Source organism: Gluconobacter japonicus (assembly GCF_002723975.1).
Classification (GTDB): Bacteria; Pseudomonadota; Alphaproteobacteria; order Acetobacterales; family Acetobacteraceae; genus Gluconobacter; species Gluconobacter japonicus.
Window position 1 is genome coordinate 17,494 of sequence record NZ_BEWO01000015.1, and the last position, 17,864, is coordinate 35,357.

The 17,864-nt window shown below is 57.3% G+C and carries 16 protein-coding genes; 10 read left to right on the plus strand and 6 right to left on the minus strand.

Annotated features, from left to right (window positions below; genetic code table 11):
• Positions 1 to 15 precede the first annotated feature (15 nt).
• Genes GJA01_RS10615 through GJA01_RS10625 form a run of 3 tightly spaced genes read left to right on the plus strand, consistent with a single transcriptional unit; the run spans position 16 to position 2,937 of the window.
• Positions 16 to 717 (plus strand): nitroreductase family protein, encoded by a 702-nt coding sequence (locus GJA01_RS10615; protein WP_062503232.1) that lies wholly within the window; start codon positions 16 to 18, stop codon positions 715 to 717.
• Positions 718 to 722: 5 nt separating this feature from the next.
• A complete protein-coding gene (gene ubiM / locus GJA01_RS10620) occupies positions 723 to 1,907 on the plus strand; it encodes a 5-demethoxyubiquinol-8 5-hydroxylase UbiM (RefSeq protein ID WP_062503178.1) in 1,185 nt (394 codons plus the stop codon).
• A 19-nt stretch (positions 1,908 to 1,926) separates the two neighbouring features.
• Positions 1,927 to 2,937 (plus strand): zinc-binding alcohol dehydrogenase family protein, encoded by a 1,011-nt coding sequence (locus GJA01_RS10625; protein WP_062503180.1) that lies wholly within the window; start codon positions 1,927 to 1,929, stop codon positions 2,935 to 2,937.
• A gap of 56 nt (positions 2,938 to 2,993) precedes the next feature.
• Here the strand turns inward: GJA01_RS10625 and GJA01_RS10630 are convergent, their stop codons facing one another.
• The 3 genes from GJA01_RS10630 to GJA01_RS10640 all read right to left on the minus strand — a co-directional run bounded on the left by GJA01_RS10630 (position 2,994) and on the right by GJA01_RS10640 (position 7,193).
• Complete coding sequence (locus GJA01_RS10630; RefSeq protein WP_062503182.1) at positions 2,994 to 3,479, minus strand: hypothetical protein; 486 nt, start codon at positions 3,477 to 3,479, stop codon at positions 2,994 to 2,996.
• Positions 3,480 to 3,565: 86 nt separating this feature from the next.
• On the minus strand, positions 3,566 to 5,944 hold the full coding sequence (locus GJA01_RS10635) for a DUF3772 domain-containing protein (protein WP_172794453.1): 2,379 nt from the start codon (positions 5,942 to 5,944) through the stop codon (positions 3,566 to 3,568).
• A 175-nt stretch (positions 5,945 to 6,119) separates the two neighbouring features.
• Positions 6,120 to 7,193 carry a quinone-dependent dihydroorotate dehydrogenase gene (locus GJA01_RS10640; protein ID WP_062503184.1) on the minus strand — a complete coding sequence of 358 codons (1,074 nt, stop codon included), beginning with the start codon at positions 7,191 to 7,193 and terminating at the stop codon, positions 6,120 to 6,122.
• A gap of 103 nt (positions 7,194 to 7,296) precedes the next feature.
• Here GJA01_RS10640 and GJA01_RS10645 point away from each other — a divergent pair, with 103 nt between their 5' ends.
• Complete coding sequence (locus GJA01_RS10645; RefSeq protein ID WP_062503236.1) at positions 7,297 to 7,512, plus strand: hypothetical protein; 216 nt, start codon at positions 7,297 to 7,299, stop codon at positions 7,510 to 7,512.
• A 2-nt stretch (positions 7,513 to 7,514) separates the two neighbouring features.
• Here GJA01_RS10645 and GJA01_RS10650 read toward each other — a convergent pair whose 3' ends face one another.
• Positions 7,515 to 8,363 carry a sugar phosphate isomerase/epimerase family protein gene (locus tag GJA01_RS10650; RefSeq protein ID WP_062503186.1) on the minus strand — a complete coding sequence of 283 codons (849 nt, stop codon included), beginning with the start codon at positions 8,361 to 8,363 and terminating at the stop codon, positions 7,515 to 7,517.
• Between the two features lie 4 nt (positions 8,364 to 8,367).
• On the minus strand, positions 8,368 to 9,177 hold the full coding sequence (locus tag GJA01_RS10655; RefSeq protein WP_062503188.1) for an alpha/beta fold hydrolase: 810 nt from the start codon (positions 9,175 to 9,177) through the stop codon (positions 8,368 to 8,370).
• A gap of 128 nt (positions 9,178 to 9,305) precedes the next feature.
• Between GJA01_RS10655 and dusB the strand changes: the two genes are divergently transcribed.
• Genes dusB through hflX form a run of 6 tightly spaced genes read left to right on the plus strand, consistent with a single transcriptional unit; the run spans position 9,306 to position 16,546 of the window.
• Positions 9,306 to 10,397: a tRNA dihydrouridine synthase DusB gene (gene dusB, locus GJA01_RS10660; RefSeq protein ID WP_010502322.1), complete on the plus strand. Its 1,092-nt coding sequence runs from the start codon at positions 9,306 to 9,308 to the stop codon at positions 10,395 to 10,397.
• A 45-nt stretch (positions 10,398 to 10,442) separates the two neighbouring features.
• Positions 10,443 to 11,171, plus strand: coding sequence for a sigma 54-interacting transcriptional regulator (locus tag GJA01_RS10665; protein ID WP_062503190.1), 729 nt, complete (start codon positions 10,443 to 10,445; stop codon positions 11,169 to 11,171).
• Complete coding sequence (locus GJA01_RS10670; RefSeq protein WP_062503192.1) at positions 11,168 to 13,534, plus strand: sensor histidine kinase NtrY-like; 2,367 nt, start codon at positions 11,168 to 11,170, stop codon at positions 13,532 to 13,534. Before GJA01_RS10665 ends, GJA01_RS10670 begins: the two co-directional genes overlap by 4 nt.
• A complete protein-coding gene (gene ntrX, locus GJA01_RS10675; protein ID WP_010502315.1) occupies positions 13,524 to 14,930 on the plus strand; it encodes a nitrogen assimilation response regulator NtrX in 1,407 nt (468 codons plus the stop codon). Before GJA01_RS10670 ends, ntrX begins: the two co-directional genes overlap by 11 nt.
• A 54-nt stretch (positions 14,931 to 14,984) precedes the next feature.
• Positions 14,985 to 15,242, plus strand: a complete 258-nt coding sequence (gene hfq, locus GJA01_RS10680) for an RNA chaperone Hfq (RefSeq protein ID WP_010502314.1) — start codon at positions 14,985 to 14,987, stop codon at positions 15,240 to 15,242.
• Complete coding sequence (gene hflX / locus GJA01_RS10685) at positions 15,239 to 16,546, plus strand: GTPase HflX (protein ID WP_010502313.1); 1,308 nt, start codon at positions 15,239 to 15,241, stop codon at positions 16,544 to 16,546. The genes hfq and hflX overlap by 4 nt, the downstream gene beginning before the upstream one ends.
• Here hflX and GJA01_RS10690 read toward each other — a convergent pair.
• Complete coding sequence (locus GJA01_RS10690; protein WP_062503193.1) at positions 16,519 to 17,685, minus strand: OpgC family protein; 1,167 nt, start codon at positions 17,683 to 17,685, stop codon at positions 16,519 to 16,521. The genes hflX and GJA01_RS10690 overlap by 28 nt on opposite strands.
• Positions 17,686 to 17,864 lie beyond the last annotated feature (179 nt).

Genomic DNA, 17,864 nt, shown 5'->3' on the forward strand with positions numbered 1-17,864 from the left:
AAGAAGGCTCATAGAGTGCCGCAGAACAGGGTTTCTGTCACCTCTCTTCAAGAGTTTGGGCAAGACTCTGCAAGCCTCTTGGCGGATGCGGTCGATCGCGCCATATCTGAACCTATGGCACATCATCATGCATCCCTCGAATTCCTTCTCTCCCGCGCCTCGACGGATAATCTCGTGGAGCCGCCCCCCAAGGGAGATCAGCTTCGCGATATCCTGTCCGCAGCGCTGCGAGCGCCGGATCATGGCCGTATGCGCCCTTGGCGTTACACGGTTATCAAAGGAAAGCACCGTGAGGCATTCGCTCAGGTGGTGCTTGAAGCCATGGACCGTCAGGAGCCGGATGCTCCTGCCGCCAAGAAGGCCAAGCGCCGGGACCGCTTTTCCAGCATGCCCATGATCATTGCTCTGGGCATGCATATTGAGCCGGACGGCAAGATCCCGGTCATCGAACAGGAAATGTCTGTGGCCGCCGGAGCCATGAATGTTCTGAACGCGCTTCATGCGGAAGGCTTTGGTGGCATCTGGGTGACGGGTGCTTTCTCGGAAGACCGTGCCCTGCTGGAAACGCTGGGTCTGAAGGAGCCTCATCGTCTGGCTGGCTTCCTCTTTGTAGGGACACCGGAAAAGCCAGTCGAGGGTCGCAAGCGGGCCGATGTTGATGACTACATGGCCATCTGGAAAGGTGAGCCGGTTACATTTGGCGCAGACGCGGGCTGAAACGCATGACGTATGATGTGATCGTAGCGGGCGGTGGCCCGGTGGGTCTGGCCTGCGCCATTTCTCTGGCTCGGGATGGGCGGAAAGTGTGCGTTGTTGAACGGTCTCCGCTCTCGGTTCTTGCTGATCCCCCCTTCGACGGTCGTGAAATTGCCCTGACACATCATGCGTCCAACTGGCTGAAGGACACTGGGGCCTGGGCCGAGATCCCGGCAGAGTCCATTTGCCCGATGCATACGGCCCGCATCGAAACCGGGGCTGTGGGGAGTCCTCCGCTTCTGTTCGATGCACCGGCTGAGGGACCTGATGCGCTGGGCCATCTGGTTGCCAATCATCTGATCCGCCGTGCGCTGTATCGCGTGGCCGCTCGCACGCCTGGGGTTGAAATTTGTGCGGGCGAGGGGATTGAAACGGCACGGCATGATGCGCGCTCCGCGAGCGTAACCCTGACAGATGGTACAAAGCTGGACGCGGACCTTCTGGTCGCTGCTGATGGTCGCTTCTCGAAACTGCGGGACGCTGCGGGAATTGGCGCGATTGTTCATGATTTTGGTCGGAGCATTCTGGTCTGCCGCATGCATCATCCCGAGCCTCATGCCCACACGGCGCTTCAGTGGTTCGATGAAGGCCAGACCATTGCTTTGCTGCCAATCGCGCCTGATGGGCGGGAAGGAGCTTCGTCCTCTCTGGTGCTGACGTTGCCTGATGAAGACATTGCTCGGCTCAAGGCCCTTGAACCGGAAGCATTCAACGCGGAGATCACGGAGCGTACGCACGGCCGTATGGGGCCGATGACGCTTGAAAGCCCGCGCTGTTCCTATCCGCTGAAGGCTGTGTATGCCCATCGTTTTCATGCGTCACGCTTCGCGTTGATCGGGGATGCTGCGGTCGGGATGCATCCGATTACCGCTCATGGGTTCAATCTTGGGCTTAAGGGGCAGGAAACGCTGGCTCGGGCTATTCATGACGGGCCGGGTGATGCAGGGACACCATCGGTGCTGGCAAAGTTTGCCCGGACGCATCGTCTGGCGACGGCGCCCCTTTTTGCAGCCACGAATGCGATTGCCACAGTTTATACGCGTGACGAAGCGCCATTTCTTGCCGCTCGAAAGCTCGGGCTGGCTGTGGCCAACCGCCTGCTGCCCTTCAAATCTGCGGTCACCAATATGCTGATGGATCGTCATTCCTGAGACGTTTGCGGAGTTCCCCATGAAAGCCTTTGGACATAAACGTGCCACCCGCCTCGACGAGGCAGATGCATTGGTGGAACTGGATATTCCTACTCCTGAGCCGGCCCCTAGAGACGTCATCGTTGAGATTTCGGCTGTTTCCGTTAACCCGGTTGATACGAAGCTGCGCTCTGTCGCTCCTCCGAACGGAGAAAGCCGCGTTCTAGGGTATGACGCTGTTGGAACCGTCGTTGCGACAGGGGGGCAGGTTCGGGGCTTTCGAGCCGGAGATCGGGTGTTCTATGCAGGAAGTAGTCTGCGTCAGGGCAGTAATGCGCGGTTTCAGGCCGTTGATGAGCGTTTGATTGCGCGTGCTCCTGAAAGTCTGACCGATGAGGAAGCGGCGGCTCTGCCGTTGACAGCTCTGACGGCCTGGGAACTGTTGTTTGACCGGCTGGGATTGCGGGCAGGTGAAATGGAAAGTCCCGACGCACTCTTGATCGTTGGCGGAGCGGGCGGTGTTGGGTCTATTCTGACGCAGATTGCCCGTCGTCTTACGGGGCTTGAAGTCATTGCGACGGCTTCCCGGCCGGAGACGGTCGAGTGGTGCAAGGCCATGGGCGCGCATCATGTGATCGATCATCGGCGGCCTCTGGATCAGGAACTGGCCCGTATTGGCATCCCGCATGTACGGTATGTTGCTGGTCTGACAGCGACAGGTCAGCACAAGGAGGCCATTGTTCGAGCACTGGCTCCACAGGGCGCGCTGGCCATGATTGATGATCCGGGCGAGTTCGACATTATGCCGTTCAAGCGCAAATCCCTGTCTGTTCATTGGGAATACATGTTCGCGCGGCCTGTTTTTGATACGCCCGATATGGCGGTACAGGGTCGTATTCTGGGGCAGGTGGCATCTTTGGTGGATGCCGGCCTTTTGCGGACGACCTTGAAGCAGGTGATCGGACCGATCACGCTGGAAAACCTGCGTAAGGCCCATGAGCTTATGGAGAGCGGCAAAGGGATTGGAAAAGCCGTTCTCTGCGGGTTCTAGGGAAGAGAGAAAGCACCGTTAGAGCCTGGTTATGTGCTCTAACGGTGCTTAAAATTTCAGTTGAAGTGTGTCCGTAGAAGTGGCGTGGGTGAAATACACAGCAGAATGAAACCAAAAATGATCATGACCTTCAGAACGAAGAAGATCATATGGTGAGACATTTCCCCGGCCGTGGCCATCATCATGAAGGGATCAGGTGAGGGCAGATCTGCCCGTCGGTCCGTTTGCAGGTGCTCCAGAACGGCGTTGCGCTGGTTGGCGCGTTCCGCGCGGCGGCGCACTTTTTCAGTCCCTGAAATATCTGCTTTTTCATAAAGGACGGAAAGATATGTCTCCAGATCTTCCCGTCTGTAAGCGGGACGTCCATCCGGCGTATGTGTCCGTTCTGGGCCTGCTCCCAGAATGGCGAGAGTTTTGAGGCGGCGCAGGGACAATCCAAGATAAACGGCAGCTTCCGGGACATTCAGCAGTCGTGAGCGTAAAGGCAGGTGGAAGACCTGCCCTGTGGAAGAATGCCCGGAAAGATGTGACGGCGGAGTCATGGTCCGTGTCCCGACAGTGCAGACAGAAAGACGGTAATGGATGGCTGCCGGAAAAGCGAGATTTTCCGGCAGGGTATTGAACCGCCTCAGGCTGTTGTGAGCGTGATATTCTCTGCGCCAAAACGGCGGAAAACATCAAACAGGATGGCATCCTGAACGCCACCGCCATCGCGTGCAGACATGATGCGGACACTCAGGCTCATCGTCAGGTTGAAGTTGGACAAGGCGCTGACCTTTACGGACGGAGCCGGATTTGACAGCACTTCGGGACGCTGTGCCGCGACCTCGATCAGCAGGGACTTCACCTTATCCAGATCGGCCGTGCTGGGCACCTTGAAGTTCAGTGTCAGTACGCTTGTTGAACCAGAAGTGGTGCAGTTCTTTACGCTGGAGGTGATGAACTGGGAGTTTGGTACGATAAGCGTGGAGCCATCGCCCAGACTGATATCGGTTGCACGGATGCTGATGCGTTTAACGTCTCCCTTGGCACCAGCAATCTCGACCAGATCTCCAACGCGAACAGGGCGCTCTGCCATCAGGATCATGCCGGATACGAAGTTCTGGACGATAGACTGAAGACCAAAACCGATACCGACAGACAGAGCGCTCACCACCCATGTCAGATTCTGGACGGACAGGCCGGCAATCGAAAGAATGCCGAGGCCGACGAGGATCCAGGAGCAGTAGGTGAAGATGCTGAGAATGGATGTGGTCGCGCCAATATCCAACTGCGTTGTTGGCAGAAAGCGATCCCGGATCCAGTGCTTTGTCTGGCGGATCAGATAGTAAGCGACAATCACCAGGCCGACACAGAGAACAACGGTGTCGAGCGAGATTTTAACGCCATGGATCGTGTTACCGACGAACAGAAGCTTCAGCCGGTTTCCGATATCGCCCATGCTGAAGCTGCCATCGGTCTGTGCAATCGAGAAAAGCAGCAGAAGCAGCAGGACGTTGCCCAGTCCGGATAAAATGACACTAATCTGGGTCAGGCGCCGGGATGAAAGGCCAAGCGCATGAAGGCGAACACTGAAGCGCCCTTCCGACTCAAAAACATGATCCAGCACGCTTCGCCAGCACAGGCCAAGCAGAACGACGACGGCCAGACCCGTACCGATTGAGAGCAGCCAGCCGTTCAGGGAGAAGGCAAAAGATACATATCCCAGCAGAATAGCGACCAACGAGATACCGAAGACCAGAGACGATAGTCCAAGCGCGGTGGGGGCGAATGTTTTCGTATCGTCCTGATTGCCCAGGCGTCTGAAAACATCAATCGCGCACAGACCAACCCCTAGGGAGAAAACAATTTCCAGCAGCGTCTGAAGGGTCGGGCCGAAAACGTCCTGCGCCTGAAAAGCCCGAAGCAGGTTCAGAGACAGAATACTGAGTGCCAGCATCCAGTCCACGCCCCGAAGCGCTTTCCGTTCTCCGGGGTTTCCTTCTGCCAGAACACCCTTGCGGCCAAAGACAGGAAGGCCAGCGCCGATGATAAAGCCGCAGACAGGAAGGCTCTCCCCAAGTGTCAGGGCAATTGGACCGCCTTCCGTATCAAGGGCCGCTGCACTCCAGATGAGCCAGACAATCCCGCTGAAGACCGCGCAGAGAATACCGTTGAGGGTAATGGCAAGAATACTGCTGGCCAGTGCGTCTTTCACACCGTTTTCGGCGGACGTGCGGAATCTTGCTCCGGCACGGGAAAGGGCTTTCAGCGTAAAAGGCGAGATGACCCCGATCAGAACCAGACTTCCGATGCCGCCGATGAGGAGCATCATCCAGTCTGCCAGAACGCCACCGGGATGGAGGGATGAGCGGTTTTCAGGGCGTTCGGTCAGAAGCGCGTGCCAGAATTTTGGTGCTGCCGGAGAAACGGTGCGTTCTGACAGGGCTGCCTGTTGCAGGCGGGTACGCCGTGTGGCCACAGCGGAATTCAGTTGCTGAGCCTGCAGGTTATAGAGTTTGGCGCGCATCAATGCTGATTTGACCGCCTGCGAATTCTGCTGAAGGCGCGTACGCTGGGCGGTGACGGAACTGTCTTCGTTGTCCGCCGCCTTGGGGCCAAGAATCTTGAGGTAGGAATCCGTTATGTCGTCGTAGGACTGAATCTGGTTCAGGGCGTCCTGTGTATTCTGTTGAACCCGCTGGGTTCGGGCTGACAGATCGTCCAGTTCACTGCTGCCAATATTGGCGTCGGCGCGGTTGAGTGTGGCGAAGATCTGTTTGAGAGTTGCAGAACTGTCTTCAAGCTGCCGATTGATCGTGTCTGAAACAGCACTCCATCCAAGGCCACCATTCGTGTCAGCCGGAATTTTCTGTGGTGTGGTCTGCGCTGCCGAAGGAGGCGCTGCCTGGGTGGCAGAAGGCAGAAGAGGCGTGCCACAAAAGAGCGTTAGGGCAAGGAAGGCACCATTGCGGGTCAGGCGGGTTCGCCCGGTTTTCCTGGGCCTTGTGGGTCTATGCTCTTTCATGTGGCGCTTTCACTCCTGGTGTGGATGGTCATGTCAACGATCTGAAGGGGGCAAGGTTCAGGAAGGGCGTGTATCCGTTCTGATCTGTCAGCGTTTTTCGACGACAAAACAGAAAACGCCCCTGTTACAGAAAACAGGGGCGCTAGAAATGATTGGCGGTCAGGAAAGGGCTGTATCAGATTGGTCTGGAAGAGCTGTGTGCATCAGAAATTGTCTCGAAGCCTTTGCGGCGCATGGCTTCCAGAAGCTCCGTCTTCAAGCGTGCCAGAATGCCGGGGCCTTGGAGCACGAAGGACGAATAGATTTGAACCATATCGGCGCCTGTACAGATGCGGTCGAGAATATCGTCCCCTGTTTCAATGCCGCCGCAGGAAATCAGGGCGATGCGTCCTTTGTTAAGACGCGAAACAACTTTCAGAACTTCCCGGGAGCGAGGGGCTAGCGGGCGTCCGGAGAGGCCGCCTGTTTCCGTCGCGTAAGAGCTGTGAAGTCCAGCGGGTCGAGCGATAGTTGTGTTTGTAAGAATCAGCCCTTGTGCTCCGCCCGCGATGGCCGCTTCAAGGATGGGCTCATAGGAACTGTCATCCATATCGGGTGCAAGCTTGACCAGAAGAGGCAGGCGATCTGGATTGCGGGTGTTGATCGCAGCCAGAAGATCCGTGAGCATCTGGGCGGATTGAAGATCCCGCAGGCCCGGTGTGTTGGGGGACGACAGGTTCATCGTCACATAGTCCACATATGGACTGACGCGGGAGACGAGTTCCGGATAGTCCCGCAGGGGTTCTGCGCCGATCTTGTTAATGCCGATATTCGCGCCCAGAGGCACAGTCGCACCGCGTGTGCGACCATTGGGCATCGGGCGGTGCAGGCGTGCGAGGTTGCGGCAGAACCGATCAATCCCGCAGCCATTGAAACCCATGCGATTGATGATGGCTCCGTCTTCCGGCAGGCGGAACAGGCGTGGCTGCGGATTACCGGGCTGCGGACGTGGTGTCACGGTTCCGGCTTCCACATGGCCGAATCCAAGCTTGGCCAATGGACGTACGGCGCGTGCATTTTTATCAAAGCCTGCTGCCAGACCGATCGGGTTCGGAAAGCGAAGACCAAATGCGCGGGTCGCGAGGGCCGGAACGTCTTTCGGGGCAGACCCTCCGAGGCCGAGGGCCATGGAGTTTACGGCAAGCTCGTGCGCCGTTTCCGGGTCAAAGCGATGCAGGAAGGGCGTGGCCAGTTTTCCAAGATCAATCATGGGTCTTTTCCTTACCGCAAACTGCCGGGTGGTGCACAGGGGCGGGCAGAACGTGATGGCAAAGGGGTTGGCGGCAGCATGGGGACGCGATAGACGCGGAACAATGTGGGAAGAACCCTATCTTGAAACGTGCTGCCGCTCGACCCTGCACCGCCTGCTACTATGCGGGGATGCCGGACGCCCAACGGGGCTACGTGACCAGCCCTGCCTGGAACGTCTTGAGCGCATGGGGTTTGTGCGGTTGCGTGATGACAATCGGTTCGTGATCACGGAAGCCGGTCTTGCAAGGCATCGGCTGGAAATCGGCCCCACAGGCTAAGATCAGCCTTTTTTCCATGCCTGTTCCAGCCCCTCCCGAGAGGCTGCAATCAGATCATTGAGGTCTCCATCGTAGAGACTGTCTGGTAGTACATCGGATGAGAAGATTTCGACCGTGCAGGCCCCGCGGAAACCGGCCTCCCACGTGGCATGAAGCAGATCGTGCAGCGGGATCAGTCCGTCACCGGGGATCAGGCGGTCCGTAGTGGAAAAAGGTGTGCGCCAATCACTGACCTGAAGGACGTTGATCTTGTCTCCGGCACGGTAGATGGCGGAGCAGACGTCCTCCTGCTGCCAGATGTTCCAGTAATCGAGGCATAATCCCATGGCCGGATGACCGACACCGTCAATAATGTCCATCGCCTGATCAATGGTCCAGATAGCGCTTTCGATATTTACAGAGGTCGGATTCAACGGCTCCAGCGATAGAGAAACGCCAAGATCGGCTGCCAGAGGGCAGAGGTCTCGCAGATATCGGACAGTTTCATCCATGACCCGATGCATGTTGCCGTCTGGTGGTGCGCCCGTGTTGGTGACGAAGACGGTGCCCGGCGCATAGGGCGCGAGCGTCTCAATGCTCTTCTTGAGGCGTGCAACCCTCTGGGCCGGCTCGGAGGGTTTGGGAGCCATTCGGCTCTCAAAGAATGTACGCACGGACGGCTGGATGGCGCTGATGACCATTCCGCTACGGGCAGCGAGTGTCATCTGTTCATGGATGCGCGCAGGATCCAGCTTCGCTTCACAGATCTCGATGGCCTGAACGCCGGCGGCTGTGTAGTGCGCAACGTCTTCTTCGAAGGACCAAGGCTGCGTCGTGAATTCGTTCATTCCGAACAGGAAAGGCAGGGACATGGGATCAGCCTTTCAGGAACTCGATGACGGTTCGGTCGAACTTCTCCGTTTCGTCAATGAACACCATATGGGCGCTGTCCTTGAAGAAGACGGCCTCACAGTTGGGCATGTGATCTGCCACCCAGGCAGGGCCGCCAGCAGGAAGAATCTTGTCTTTCTCGGCGACCATCATAAGGGACCGCAGACTCAAATGCGGCAACACATCCCGCCAGTCCTGCGTCGTATGATCGGCCATCATGGCGGCACGAGCGTAATCGGGGCTTGCTGCCATTTCTCGCAGGAGGAAGGCTTTTTCATCCTGGGGGATTGCGTGGCTCAGACAGTCTGCCAGATTGGTCTGGTCAAAATTCTTGGAATCAAGAAAAACCTGCTGCTGAAGGTATGCCAGCCCGGCCTGATCGTAGCAGGTGGCATGGCCGAGCTTCCAGGTCGGTGAATAGTACTGTTTCGGTGTCTGCTGCACGAAGATGGCGCTTCGGAGCCGGTCCTGCCCGAACAGTTCCAGATAGGACCAGATAATCGGGCATCCGATGGACCAGCCCAGAACCGTGGTGTCCTGAAGATTCAATGCTCCGATGAGGTCCCGCAGATCAGCCGCAAGACGGGCGATACGGTAACCATGTTTCGGTTTGTCTGAACGGCCATGACCCCGCAGGTCCATGGTAATGACACGGGCATGTTCTGACAGGGCTTCTATGTTGCGGTGAAAGAACCGTCCGGAAAATGTCCATCCGTGAATGAGGACGAGCGGCCGACCGTGCCCCTGCTCGTCGTAGTAAATACGGGTTCCGTCACTGGCAGTAATGTGCGGCATGGAAGGCTCCGGCCCCGCCTTGCAGGGTATGAAAGGGGTGTGAGGCCATAGCGTTTTAAGGGTATTGACGGTTTCGTGGTAAAGGAGCGTTTGCGCTTGCGTGGACGCATCGGTAAATTGGCAGTGTCATGACAGCTTCCTCTCCTTCCGTTCCCCCGAACCGCGTTCTTTCGCCGATTGATCTTGGCCAGGGTGTGGTGATCGAAGACCCGGTGATCCTCGCTCCGCTTTCGGGCGTGACGGATCTGCCGTTCCGTCAGCTTGCGCGCGACCTGGGCGCCGGGCTTGTGGTGTCTGAGATGATCGCGTCCTGGGCGATGATCCGGGAAAACGAAAATACCATGCGTATGGCGCGTCCTGCTGATAATGGCCCGAATGCCGTACAGCTTGCGGGCTGTGATCCGGAAGCGATGGCGCAGGCTGCAAAGATTGCGGTCGATGGAGGAGCTAACCTCATCGACATCAATTTCGGCTGCCCCGTGAAGAAGGTTGCGATCGGGCAGATGGCTGGTTCGGCACTGATGCGTGATGAAGTGCAGGCCGGAAGAATCCTTGAGGCGACGGCACGCGCGGTCAATGTTCCTGTGACGCTCAAAATGCGGATGGGCTGGGATCACAACTCCCTGAATGCGCCACGGCTTGCGAAAATTGCGGAAGAGAGTGGAATCAGGCTCGTGACGGTACATGGGCGTACACGTCAGATGTTCTACAACGGGACGGCCGACTGGCGTTATGTGAAGACCGTGAAAGACGCTGTCGGTTTGCCGGTGATCGTGAATGGGGACATCAATTCGATCCGCGATGCGCGTGAAGCGTTGCATCAGTCCGGGGCGGATGGCGTGATGATCGGGCGCGGGTGTTATGGGCGGCCGTGGTTCACGGCTCAGGTCGCTCAGTCCCTGAAAACGGGGCAGGATGTTCCTGATCCGGATCTGGCGACGGAAAAATCCATTGCTCTGCGTCACTACCGGATGATGCTCGATCACTTCGGGGAACGTCCCGGTCTGCGGCTCGCTCGCAAGCATGTGTCCTGGTATTCCGCCGGGCTTCCGGGCTCTGCGACATTCCGGTCTGCCATTAATCGCGTGGATAACGCGCCGGAAGCGATCGGGATGATGGAAGAGTTCTATGATCGGCACATTGAGGCTGGTGTCGTAAGGGATCGAGAGAATGGTCCTGCGGGGAGTATGCCGCGTGATGGATGCAGTGAGGCAGCCTGAGATCGTGAGGCATCTCTTGTCTGATCGTTGCCCTGATCGTCAGGCATGATGACGCAGGTTGAACCCCTTCTGGCGGATGACGCCTGTCGGCCAGTTTTTCTTTATGGGGCCTCTCGGCTGGATCGGCAGGATGTGGCGCGCCGTCTGCATAGCCACAGCCGTAGAGCCCGGAAGCCTTTCATTGTCGCTGCGTTGACCGCCACCCCCTGCGCTTTACGGGAAGAAGCCCTGTTCGGGGGGCGTGAATCGGGATGGTTTGCGCAAGCCCAGGGCGGCACTCTGCTTGTGGATGAGATCGATTGTCTCGACCCGGCTTTGCAGGCTCGGTTTGTTGAGGAAATCGAACGTCTGGAAGCGGATGTCAGAATTATTGCTGCCAGTCGGCATGACCTGACCCTGTTGTTGCGGCAAGGTGGTTTTCAGGCCGGATTGCATCGTTGGCTGACGGCATTCGACCCATCCCAGCGTCTCGGGCCAGAACGGATCAGTGCTGTCTGTCGACTTCCCGGAGCTGGAAATGATCGCCCTCGGGGATTGGCCAGAGCTCTGGAGCGTCCGTTGACCGAGTATTTTGAAACCGGTCTTGAAAATGATGCAGGCGATCTGCATGCCAGCGTGATTGGGGAAGTCGAGCGGCCGCTCATCACCATGGTCCTTCGGCGCACGAGCGGTAATCAGCTTCGGGCAGCGGCCATGCTTGGTCTGAACCGCAACACCCTGCGCAAGAAGATCAGGGAACTGGATATCACGGTTCCAAAGGGAAGTGACGAGTGAGTGTTTTGTCTCCGGGGCGTTTGCTGAGACGACTGACAAGCGCCAACGGGGTGGTTCTCCTGACCGTGATGGCGCTGGTTCTGGCGTTTGCGACCTTTGTTGTTCTTGCAGGGGGAATGTCTCTAGCGCATCGCCCGCAGGTGCAGGCGATCATTTTCCTGCTCGATTTCATCATGCTCATGCTCATCACGGCAGCGGGCGTGGTGCAGATCGGGCGGATGCTGGCAGAGCGGCGGCTGGGGCTGGCTGGGGCGAGGTTGCATGCGCGGCTCATCACGCTGTTCGGGATTGTGGCAGTTGCACCAACGATTGTTGTGGGAGCCGTGGCGGCGCTGTTTTTCCACTATGGCGTGGAAATCTGGTTTTCCAATCGTGTCAGTAATGCGCTGACAGAAGCGCGGTCTGTCGCGGCTGGTTATCTGCAGGAGCATAACGACAATATCCGGACGGAAGCCTTCGCTCTCGCCAACACGCTCATCCTGATTCAGAACGATGAACTGTTCACGCATGGAACAGATCTTTTCCATAATCCCGCCCGTCTTCAGGAACTTTTGGATGATGAAGTCTACGAGCGTGGACTGACGGACGCAGAAGTTTTCGATCCGTTGACCAACAAGGTTCTGGGGGTGGGTGGCTTACTGGGCAATACGGACATGAGTGCCCGGCCACCGCTTCCGCCGAAGTCCGTTGTCGAGATGGCGCGTGCCGGGGACGTCGCCATTCTCGATCGGCCGGATCAGCGGATTGTCCGTGCTGTGGTGTCGCTGGGCGGAAATTCCGGCCTGATGTTGGTGATTACCCGGCCTGTCGATCCGGAAGTTCTGGAGCATATGCGCCGCACGAATGAACTCGTGCAGGACTACCAGCGCATGATCTCCAATCGCGGCAAGACGCAGGTCACGGTCGTGGTGATTTTCGGCTTGATGGGGTTGCTGGTTCTCGCGGTTGGTATGCTGACCGGTCTTGCTCTAGCGAACCGTATTGCCAACCCGCTGGGTCTTCTGATTCTTGCTGCGACACGGATTTCTCAGGGGGACCTGGGTGTCCGCGTGCCGGTTCCCGCAAAATCCAGCCGGGAAAAGGACGATGAGGTTGTGGGCCTGTCCCGTGCTTTCAACCGGATGACGGATCAGCTTGAGAGCCAGCGTTCGGAACTGATGCAGGCTTACGATCAGATCAATGAGCGCCGCCGCTTTACGGAAACTGTTCTGGCGGGTGTGTCGGCGGGTGTGATTGGTCTGGATCGTGGGCAGGTGATTGAACTCCCAAACCGTGCGGCATCTGTTGTGTTGCAACGGGATCTGAAGCCTGCAATCGGCACGAAGCTTTCTGTGAGTGTTCCAGAGTTCTCCGCTCTGCTCGACAAGGCCCGTCTAGCCCCTGATCGGGTACACACGGATGAAATTCAGGTGGATACGGACGGGGCGCAGCGTCCCGGTGGTCCGGGTGAAGGTGGCGGTGCTGGAGCGGGCCGGACACTTCTGGTCCGGGTTGTGGCAGAACTGCGTGGCACGGATGTTGCGGGCTATGTTGTCACATTTGACGATATTACCGCCCTTCAGTCCGCACAGCGTAAGGCCGCATGGGCCGATGTCGCACGTCGCGTCGCCCATGAAATCAAGAACCCTTTAACGCCGATCCAGCTTGCTGCAGAACGGCTCAAAAGGCGGTTCCTGAAGGAGATCCAGAGCGATCCGGACACTTACACCCAGCTTGTGGATACGATTGTCCGGCAGGTTGGCGACATCGGCCGGATGGTCGATGAGTTCTCAGCTTTTGCGCGGATGCCGCAGCCTGTCATGCAGAATGAGGATTTTTCAAGGATCTGTCGTGAAGCTCTCGTTCTTCAGAGAAATGCCCATCCGAACATTGTGTTTGAAACGGTTGATCTTCCGCCTTCCGGGCCGATTGTGCGGTGTGATCGGCGACTCATAGGGCAGGCGCTGACAAATCTGCTACAGAATGCTGCCGATGCCATTATCATGACAGGCCGCGGAAAACCGGGAGAAAATGGTCCTGAGGGGCTGGTGCAGCCAATTGGTCACATTGTGGTGGGCTTGCACATTCGGGACGGGCATGTCCTGCTAGGGATAGAAGATAATGGGATCGGCCTGCCAGCGGGGGAACGCCACCGGCTGACCGAGCCCTATGTGACACACAAGGCAAAGGGCACGGGCCTCGGTCTTGCGATTGTCAAAAAGATCATGGAGGACCATGCCGGGATGCTTCAACTCACCGATCGGGACCCTGATCCGTCCAATGGGCGGCACGGGACGCTCGTCACGCTGTCTCTGCCTCTGGCGGAGCCGGACAGTGCGGGAGAGAAGGAAGGCCGGATCATGAGGGTGACAGATGGAACATGAGATTCTGATCGTCGATGACGAGCCGGACATCCGGTTCCTGATCGAGGGTATCCTGAACGACGAAGGATACGCGACCCGTACGGCCGCGAACTCCGATCAGGCTCTGGAGCTTTTCAGGGCTAACAGGCCGTCTTTGGCTATTCTGGATATCTGGTTGCAGGGTTCAAAGCTGGATGGTCTTGAACTACTCAAGACCATGCGGGCCGAAGAGCCGGGAATGCCTGCAGTCATGATTTCGGGCCACGGGACGATTGAAACGGCTGTGGCCAGTCTCAAGCATGGGGCCTATGACTTCATCGAGAAGCCGTTTCAGTCGGACCGGCTGCTGGTTGTGGTGCAGCGTGCCCTCGAAGCTGCGCGTCTTCAGCGAGAAAATGCAGAACTGAAGCTGAGGGCCGGCCCGGAAACGACGCTTTCTGGCGAAGGTGCGGCCATTTCGGCGGTTCGTGCTCAGATTGAGCGTGTAGCCCCCACCAATTCCCGGGTGCTGATTACGGGTCCGGCTGGTTCTGGCAAGGAAGTGGCCGCGCGCATGATCCATGCACGGTCCCGCCGTGCGGAAGGTCCGTTCGTTGCCCTGAACTGTGCCACACTGGCTCCGAACCGCTTTGAGGAAGAACTTTTCGGCCTTGAGGGTAGCGATGGACAACCAGCGCGCCGGGGCGTTCTGGAGCGTTCCCATCGAGGGACATTGCTCCTTGATGAAGTGGCCGACATGCCTCTGGAGACGCAGGGCAAGATTGTCCGTGCCCTTCAGGATCAGACATTTGAACGGATTGGCGGGAATACGCGCATCAAGGTGGATGTTCGTGTCATCGCGACGACCAACCGGGATCTGCAGTCTGAGATTATGGCGCATCGGTTCCGGGAAGATCTGTATTACCGTCTGGCTGTCGTACCGCTGCGTATTCCGTCGCTACGCGAGCGCCGGGAAGATATTCCGGGTCTGGCCAAGCACTTTCTTGAGCGCTGTGCCCAGTCTTCAGGACTGCCAATCCGTGAGCTGTCCGTAGATGCGCTGGCTGCCTTGCAGGCCTATGAATGGCCGGGCAATGTTCGCGAATTGCGGAACCTGATGGAACGTCTCCTGATCATGATGCCGGGTTCGGGGAGTGATCCCATTCGGGCTGATATGCTGCCCTCCAGCATCAGTCAGGGGGCACCTTCCATGACACGGCTGAATTCCGGGGCAGACGTCATGAGCCTTCCGCTCCGCGAAGCACGCGATCTGTTCGAGACCCAGTATCTTCAGGTTCAGCTGATGCGTTTCGGGGGCAATATTAGTCGGACAGCCAATTTTGTCTGCATGGAACGAAGTGCCTTGCACCGCAAACTCAAGCAGTTGGGTGTGACGACACAGGAAGATCGCTCCACTTCTCCTGCTGTCGGAAGTTGAGCACTCTGTGACCTTATTCCCTTTTCTTTTCAGGACCGGCGAGACACCCGCATCGTGACGTCAGAATCTTTCAATTCTCCCGCCGGAACACAGACCGTGCAGGAGGTTTTTCTCCAGCATCTTCATCAGACCGAAGCGCCGGTTACGGTGTTTCTGGTCAATGGTGTGAAGCTTCAGGGGGTTGTGGCCCAGTTTGACAGCCAGACTCTTCTTTTGCGTCGTGATGGGCACGTTCAGCTCATTTACAAACATGCCATCAGTACAATCATGCCGGTGGGAGCGCTCCCACGCTTTGCGGAAAATGAACTTTGAGCGGATTTGATACCAAAAAGCCTGCAACACGCGCTGCGGTCATTCTTCCATGGGAAAAGACTGGACCGCAGGAAGATATTCGGGCTGCTGATGCCCGGCTGGAAGAGGCGGTCGGTCTTGCTGCTTCCATTGGTCTTGTCATTGTCCGTCAGGCCGCGATCCTGCTGCGGGCTCGGCGTCCGGCAACATTGCTGGGGAGCGGGCAGGTGGAGCAGCTTGCCGAGGCTGTGAAGCTCGATCAGGTTGATGTTGTCATCGTCGATGCGCGCCTGTCTCCGGGTCAGCAGCGCAATCTTGAAAAAGCCCTTGGCTGCAAGGTCATGGACCGAACGGGACTCATTCTCGATATTTTCGGTGCGCGCGCGGCGACGCGGGAAGGTGTGCTTCAGGTTGAACTGGCGCATCTGGAATATCAGCGTTCACGTCTTGTCCGCCTCTGGACCCATCTTGAGCGGCAGCGCGGTGGCTTTGGCTTCCTTGGCGGCCCAGGTGAAACGCAGATGGAAGCGGATCGCCGGATGCTGGCCGAGCGGATTGGCAAGATCAAGCAGGAACTGGAGAAGGTGCGGCGGACACGCGGCCTGCATCGAGATGCCCGCAAGCGTGTTCCTTTCCCGATTGTGGCTCTGGTGGGATATACGAACGCGGGTAAATCCACGCTGTTCAATGCTCTGACTGGTGCTTCGGTTCATGCCCAGGATCAGCTTTTTGCAACGCTTGATCCGACTATGCGCGCGCTTCGCCTTCCGTCCGGGCGGAATGTTATTCTGTCCGATACTGTAGGCTTCATTAGTGACCTGCCGACAGAACTTATCGCGGCTTTCCGGGCGACACTTGAAGAAGTGTCTCAGGCGGATGTTATCCTGCATGTGCGTGACATCGCCCATCCGGATAGTGCTGCGCAGCGTGCGGATGTTCTGAATGTTCTGGACGGCATGGTGCGTGATGGCATGCTGGATGCCCAATGGCCGGAGAGGACGATTGAGGTTCTGAATAAAGCCGATCTGATGGGCGGCGTTGAAGCTGTTCCAAAACGGGAAAACGCGGTTGCAATTTCCGCCATTACTGGCGATGGCATTCCAGATCTTTTTGAGACGCTGGACCAGTATCTGACACAGGCCATGCTCGATATCCGTGTCCAGCTTTCGCTCCAGGATGGTTCAGCTCTTGCCTGGCTCTACCAACATGGTGAGGTGGTAGAGCGTCTGGATCATGAAAATGGAATGGACGTGTTTGTGCGTCTGTTTCCCATGGACCGGGAACGCTTTGAACTCAGTTATCCCGGGCGTACGGTTGCCGCCTGAAGAGTTGCTTTGGCTCTGGCCGCTTTCGCCTTCTGGCGGGAGCGGTCCAGCGGAACAGCCAGAGCGAATGTCAGGATCAGTCCTAGAACATTAATGATGATCTGAAGTCCGAGGCTCGTGCCAAAGCTGCCAAGGATGAGCCGCCCCAGCAGATCAAGCACTGTACCGAACGAGAACACTTCCAGCGAGTTGCGGCCCAGAAGAGCCAGAACCTGCCCCAGTTTGTCTGCAGAAAAGCGCCGCAACAGGCTGGAGGATTGTACCAGATAAAAGATCGACATGATGTCGAACAACCGCCAGACGGCGAGAGTGGATTTGCCATTATTCGGCGGTGCAGGAAACAGCCTCAGGCCACCGAGATGCCAGTATTCGTATGGGAAGCACAGGACAAATGCGCCGATCAGATAGCCGCCGCAGAGCACTTTTGCCCAGGTTCTGGCGGGAAGATCGCCATGATGCCGTGAGGCCCATACGGCGCCCAATACACCCAGAATATAGAGAAACTGCCAGCCGAACGGGTTGAGATACCACCCATTCGGGTCCAGCCAGTTTGGAATGGTAATGCGCGGATCAATATTCGCGACGGCCCAGATCGCAGCACTGCCACCCAGCAGCAGCCAGACGCTCTTTTTAAGCACGGCATAAATCAGCGGGAAAAGCGCCAGAAGAACAATGTAGAGAGGCAGGATATTCAGATAGCTCGGTAACGCATCGAACGTCAGGATCCGCCAGAGCCAGCCATAGCCATGTGCGAGTTGTGGTTCGAGAATATATTCAGGCACAGGTTCATAGTGACGCCAGTGTCGGACGGTCCAGACGAACACAAGCGTCATGGCTGTTTGATAAAGGTATAATTTGGCGCAGCGGGAGAGAATGCGCCTGATGCCGCTGCTCCAGCCTTCCCGGTCAATCAGGCGGCCATAAGCCAGATAAGACGCATATCCTGCCAGCATGACAAAGATTTCTGCGGCATCGGCAAATCCAAAATTTCGGATCGTGATGCGGTTGATGAGGTTATCTGGCACATGGTCTGCCAGCATCATCAGCAGGGCAGCCCCTCGCAACGCATCCACGCGATGATCGCGAGTATGCTTGCGCGGTAAAGATTGCGCATCGGATGAAGAGGCGGGCAACTGCATAGGGGTTTAATACAGTTTTCGCTTAACCAAAGTATGGAGGTTTGCTTACCGCAACATTAAAGATTGTATGGAAAACCGAACAGGCAACATGCTCTCACTCTTGTCATCTGTTTCCTGAACCCGCGCGACAAAGGTTTTTAATGCTGGAGTTCAAGCAGGACTATTAAATTTTTCGAAGG

Bases quoted from the DNA above. Each gene is read 5' to 3' on its own strand.
- GJA01_RS10630 (WP_062503182.1), bottom strand. From the start codon at position 3,479: ATGACTCCGCCGTCACATCTTTCCGGGCATTCTTCCACAGGGCAGGTC.
- GJA01_RS10655 (WP_062503188.1), bottom strand. From the start codon at position 9,177: ATGCCGCACATTACTGCCAGTGACGGAACCCGTATTTACTACGACGAG.
- GJA01_RS10645 (WP_062503236.1), top strand. From the start codon at position 7,297: ATGTGGGAAGAACCCTATCTTGAAACGTGCTGCCGCTCGACCCTGCAC.
- ntrX (WP_010502315.1), top strand. From the start codon at position 13,524: ATGGAACATGAGATTCTGATCGTCGATGACGAGCCGGACATCCGGTTC.
- GJA01_RS10635 (WP_172794453.1), bottom strand. From the start codon at position 5,944: ATGAAAGAGCATAGACCCACAAGGCCCAGGAAAACCGGGCGAACCCGC.
- GJA01_RS10690 (WP_062503193.1), bottom strand. From the start codon at position 17,685: ATGCAGTTGCCCGCCTCTTCATCCGATGCGCAATCTTTACCGCGCAAG.
- GJA01_RS10650 (WP_062503186.1), bottom strand. From the start codon at position 8,363: ATGTCCCTGCCTTTCCTGTTCGGAATGAACGAATTCACGACGCAGCCT.
- GJA01_RS10665 (WP_062503190.1), top strand. From the start codon at position 10,443: ATGATGACGCAGGTTGAACCCCTTCTGGCGGATGACGCCTGTCGGCCA.
- GJA01_RS10640 (WP_062503184.1), bottom strand. From the start codon at position 7,193: ATGATTGATCTTGGAAAACTGGCCACGCCCTTCCTGCATCGCTTTGAC.
- ubiM (WP_062503178.1), top strand. From the start codon at position 723: ATGACGTATGATGTGATCGTAGCGGGCGGTGGCCCGGTGGGTCTGGCC.
- GJA01_RS10625 (WP_062503180.1), top strand. From the start codon at position 1,927: ATGAAAGCCTTTGGACATAAACGTGCCACCCGCCTCGACGAGGCAGAT.
- dusB (WP_010502322.1), top strand. From the start codon at position 9,306: ATGACAGCTTCCTCTCCTTCCGTTCCCCCGAACCGCGTTCTTTCGCCG.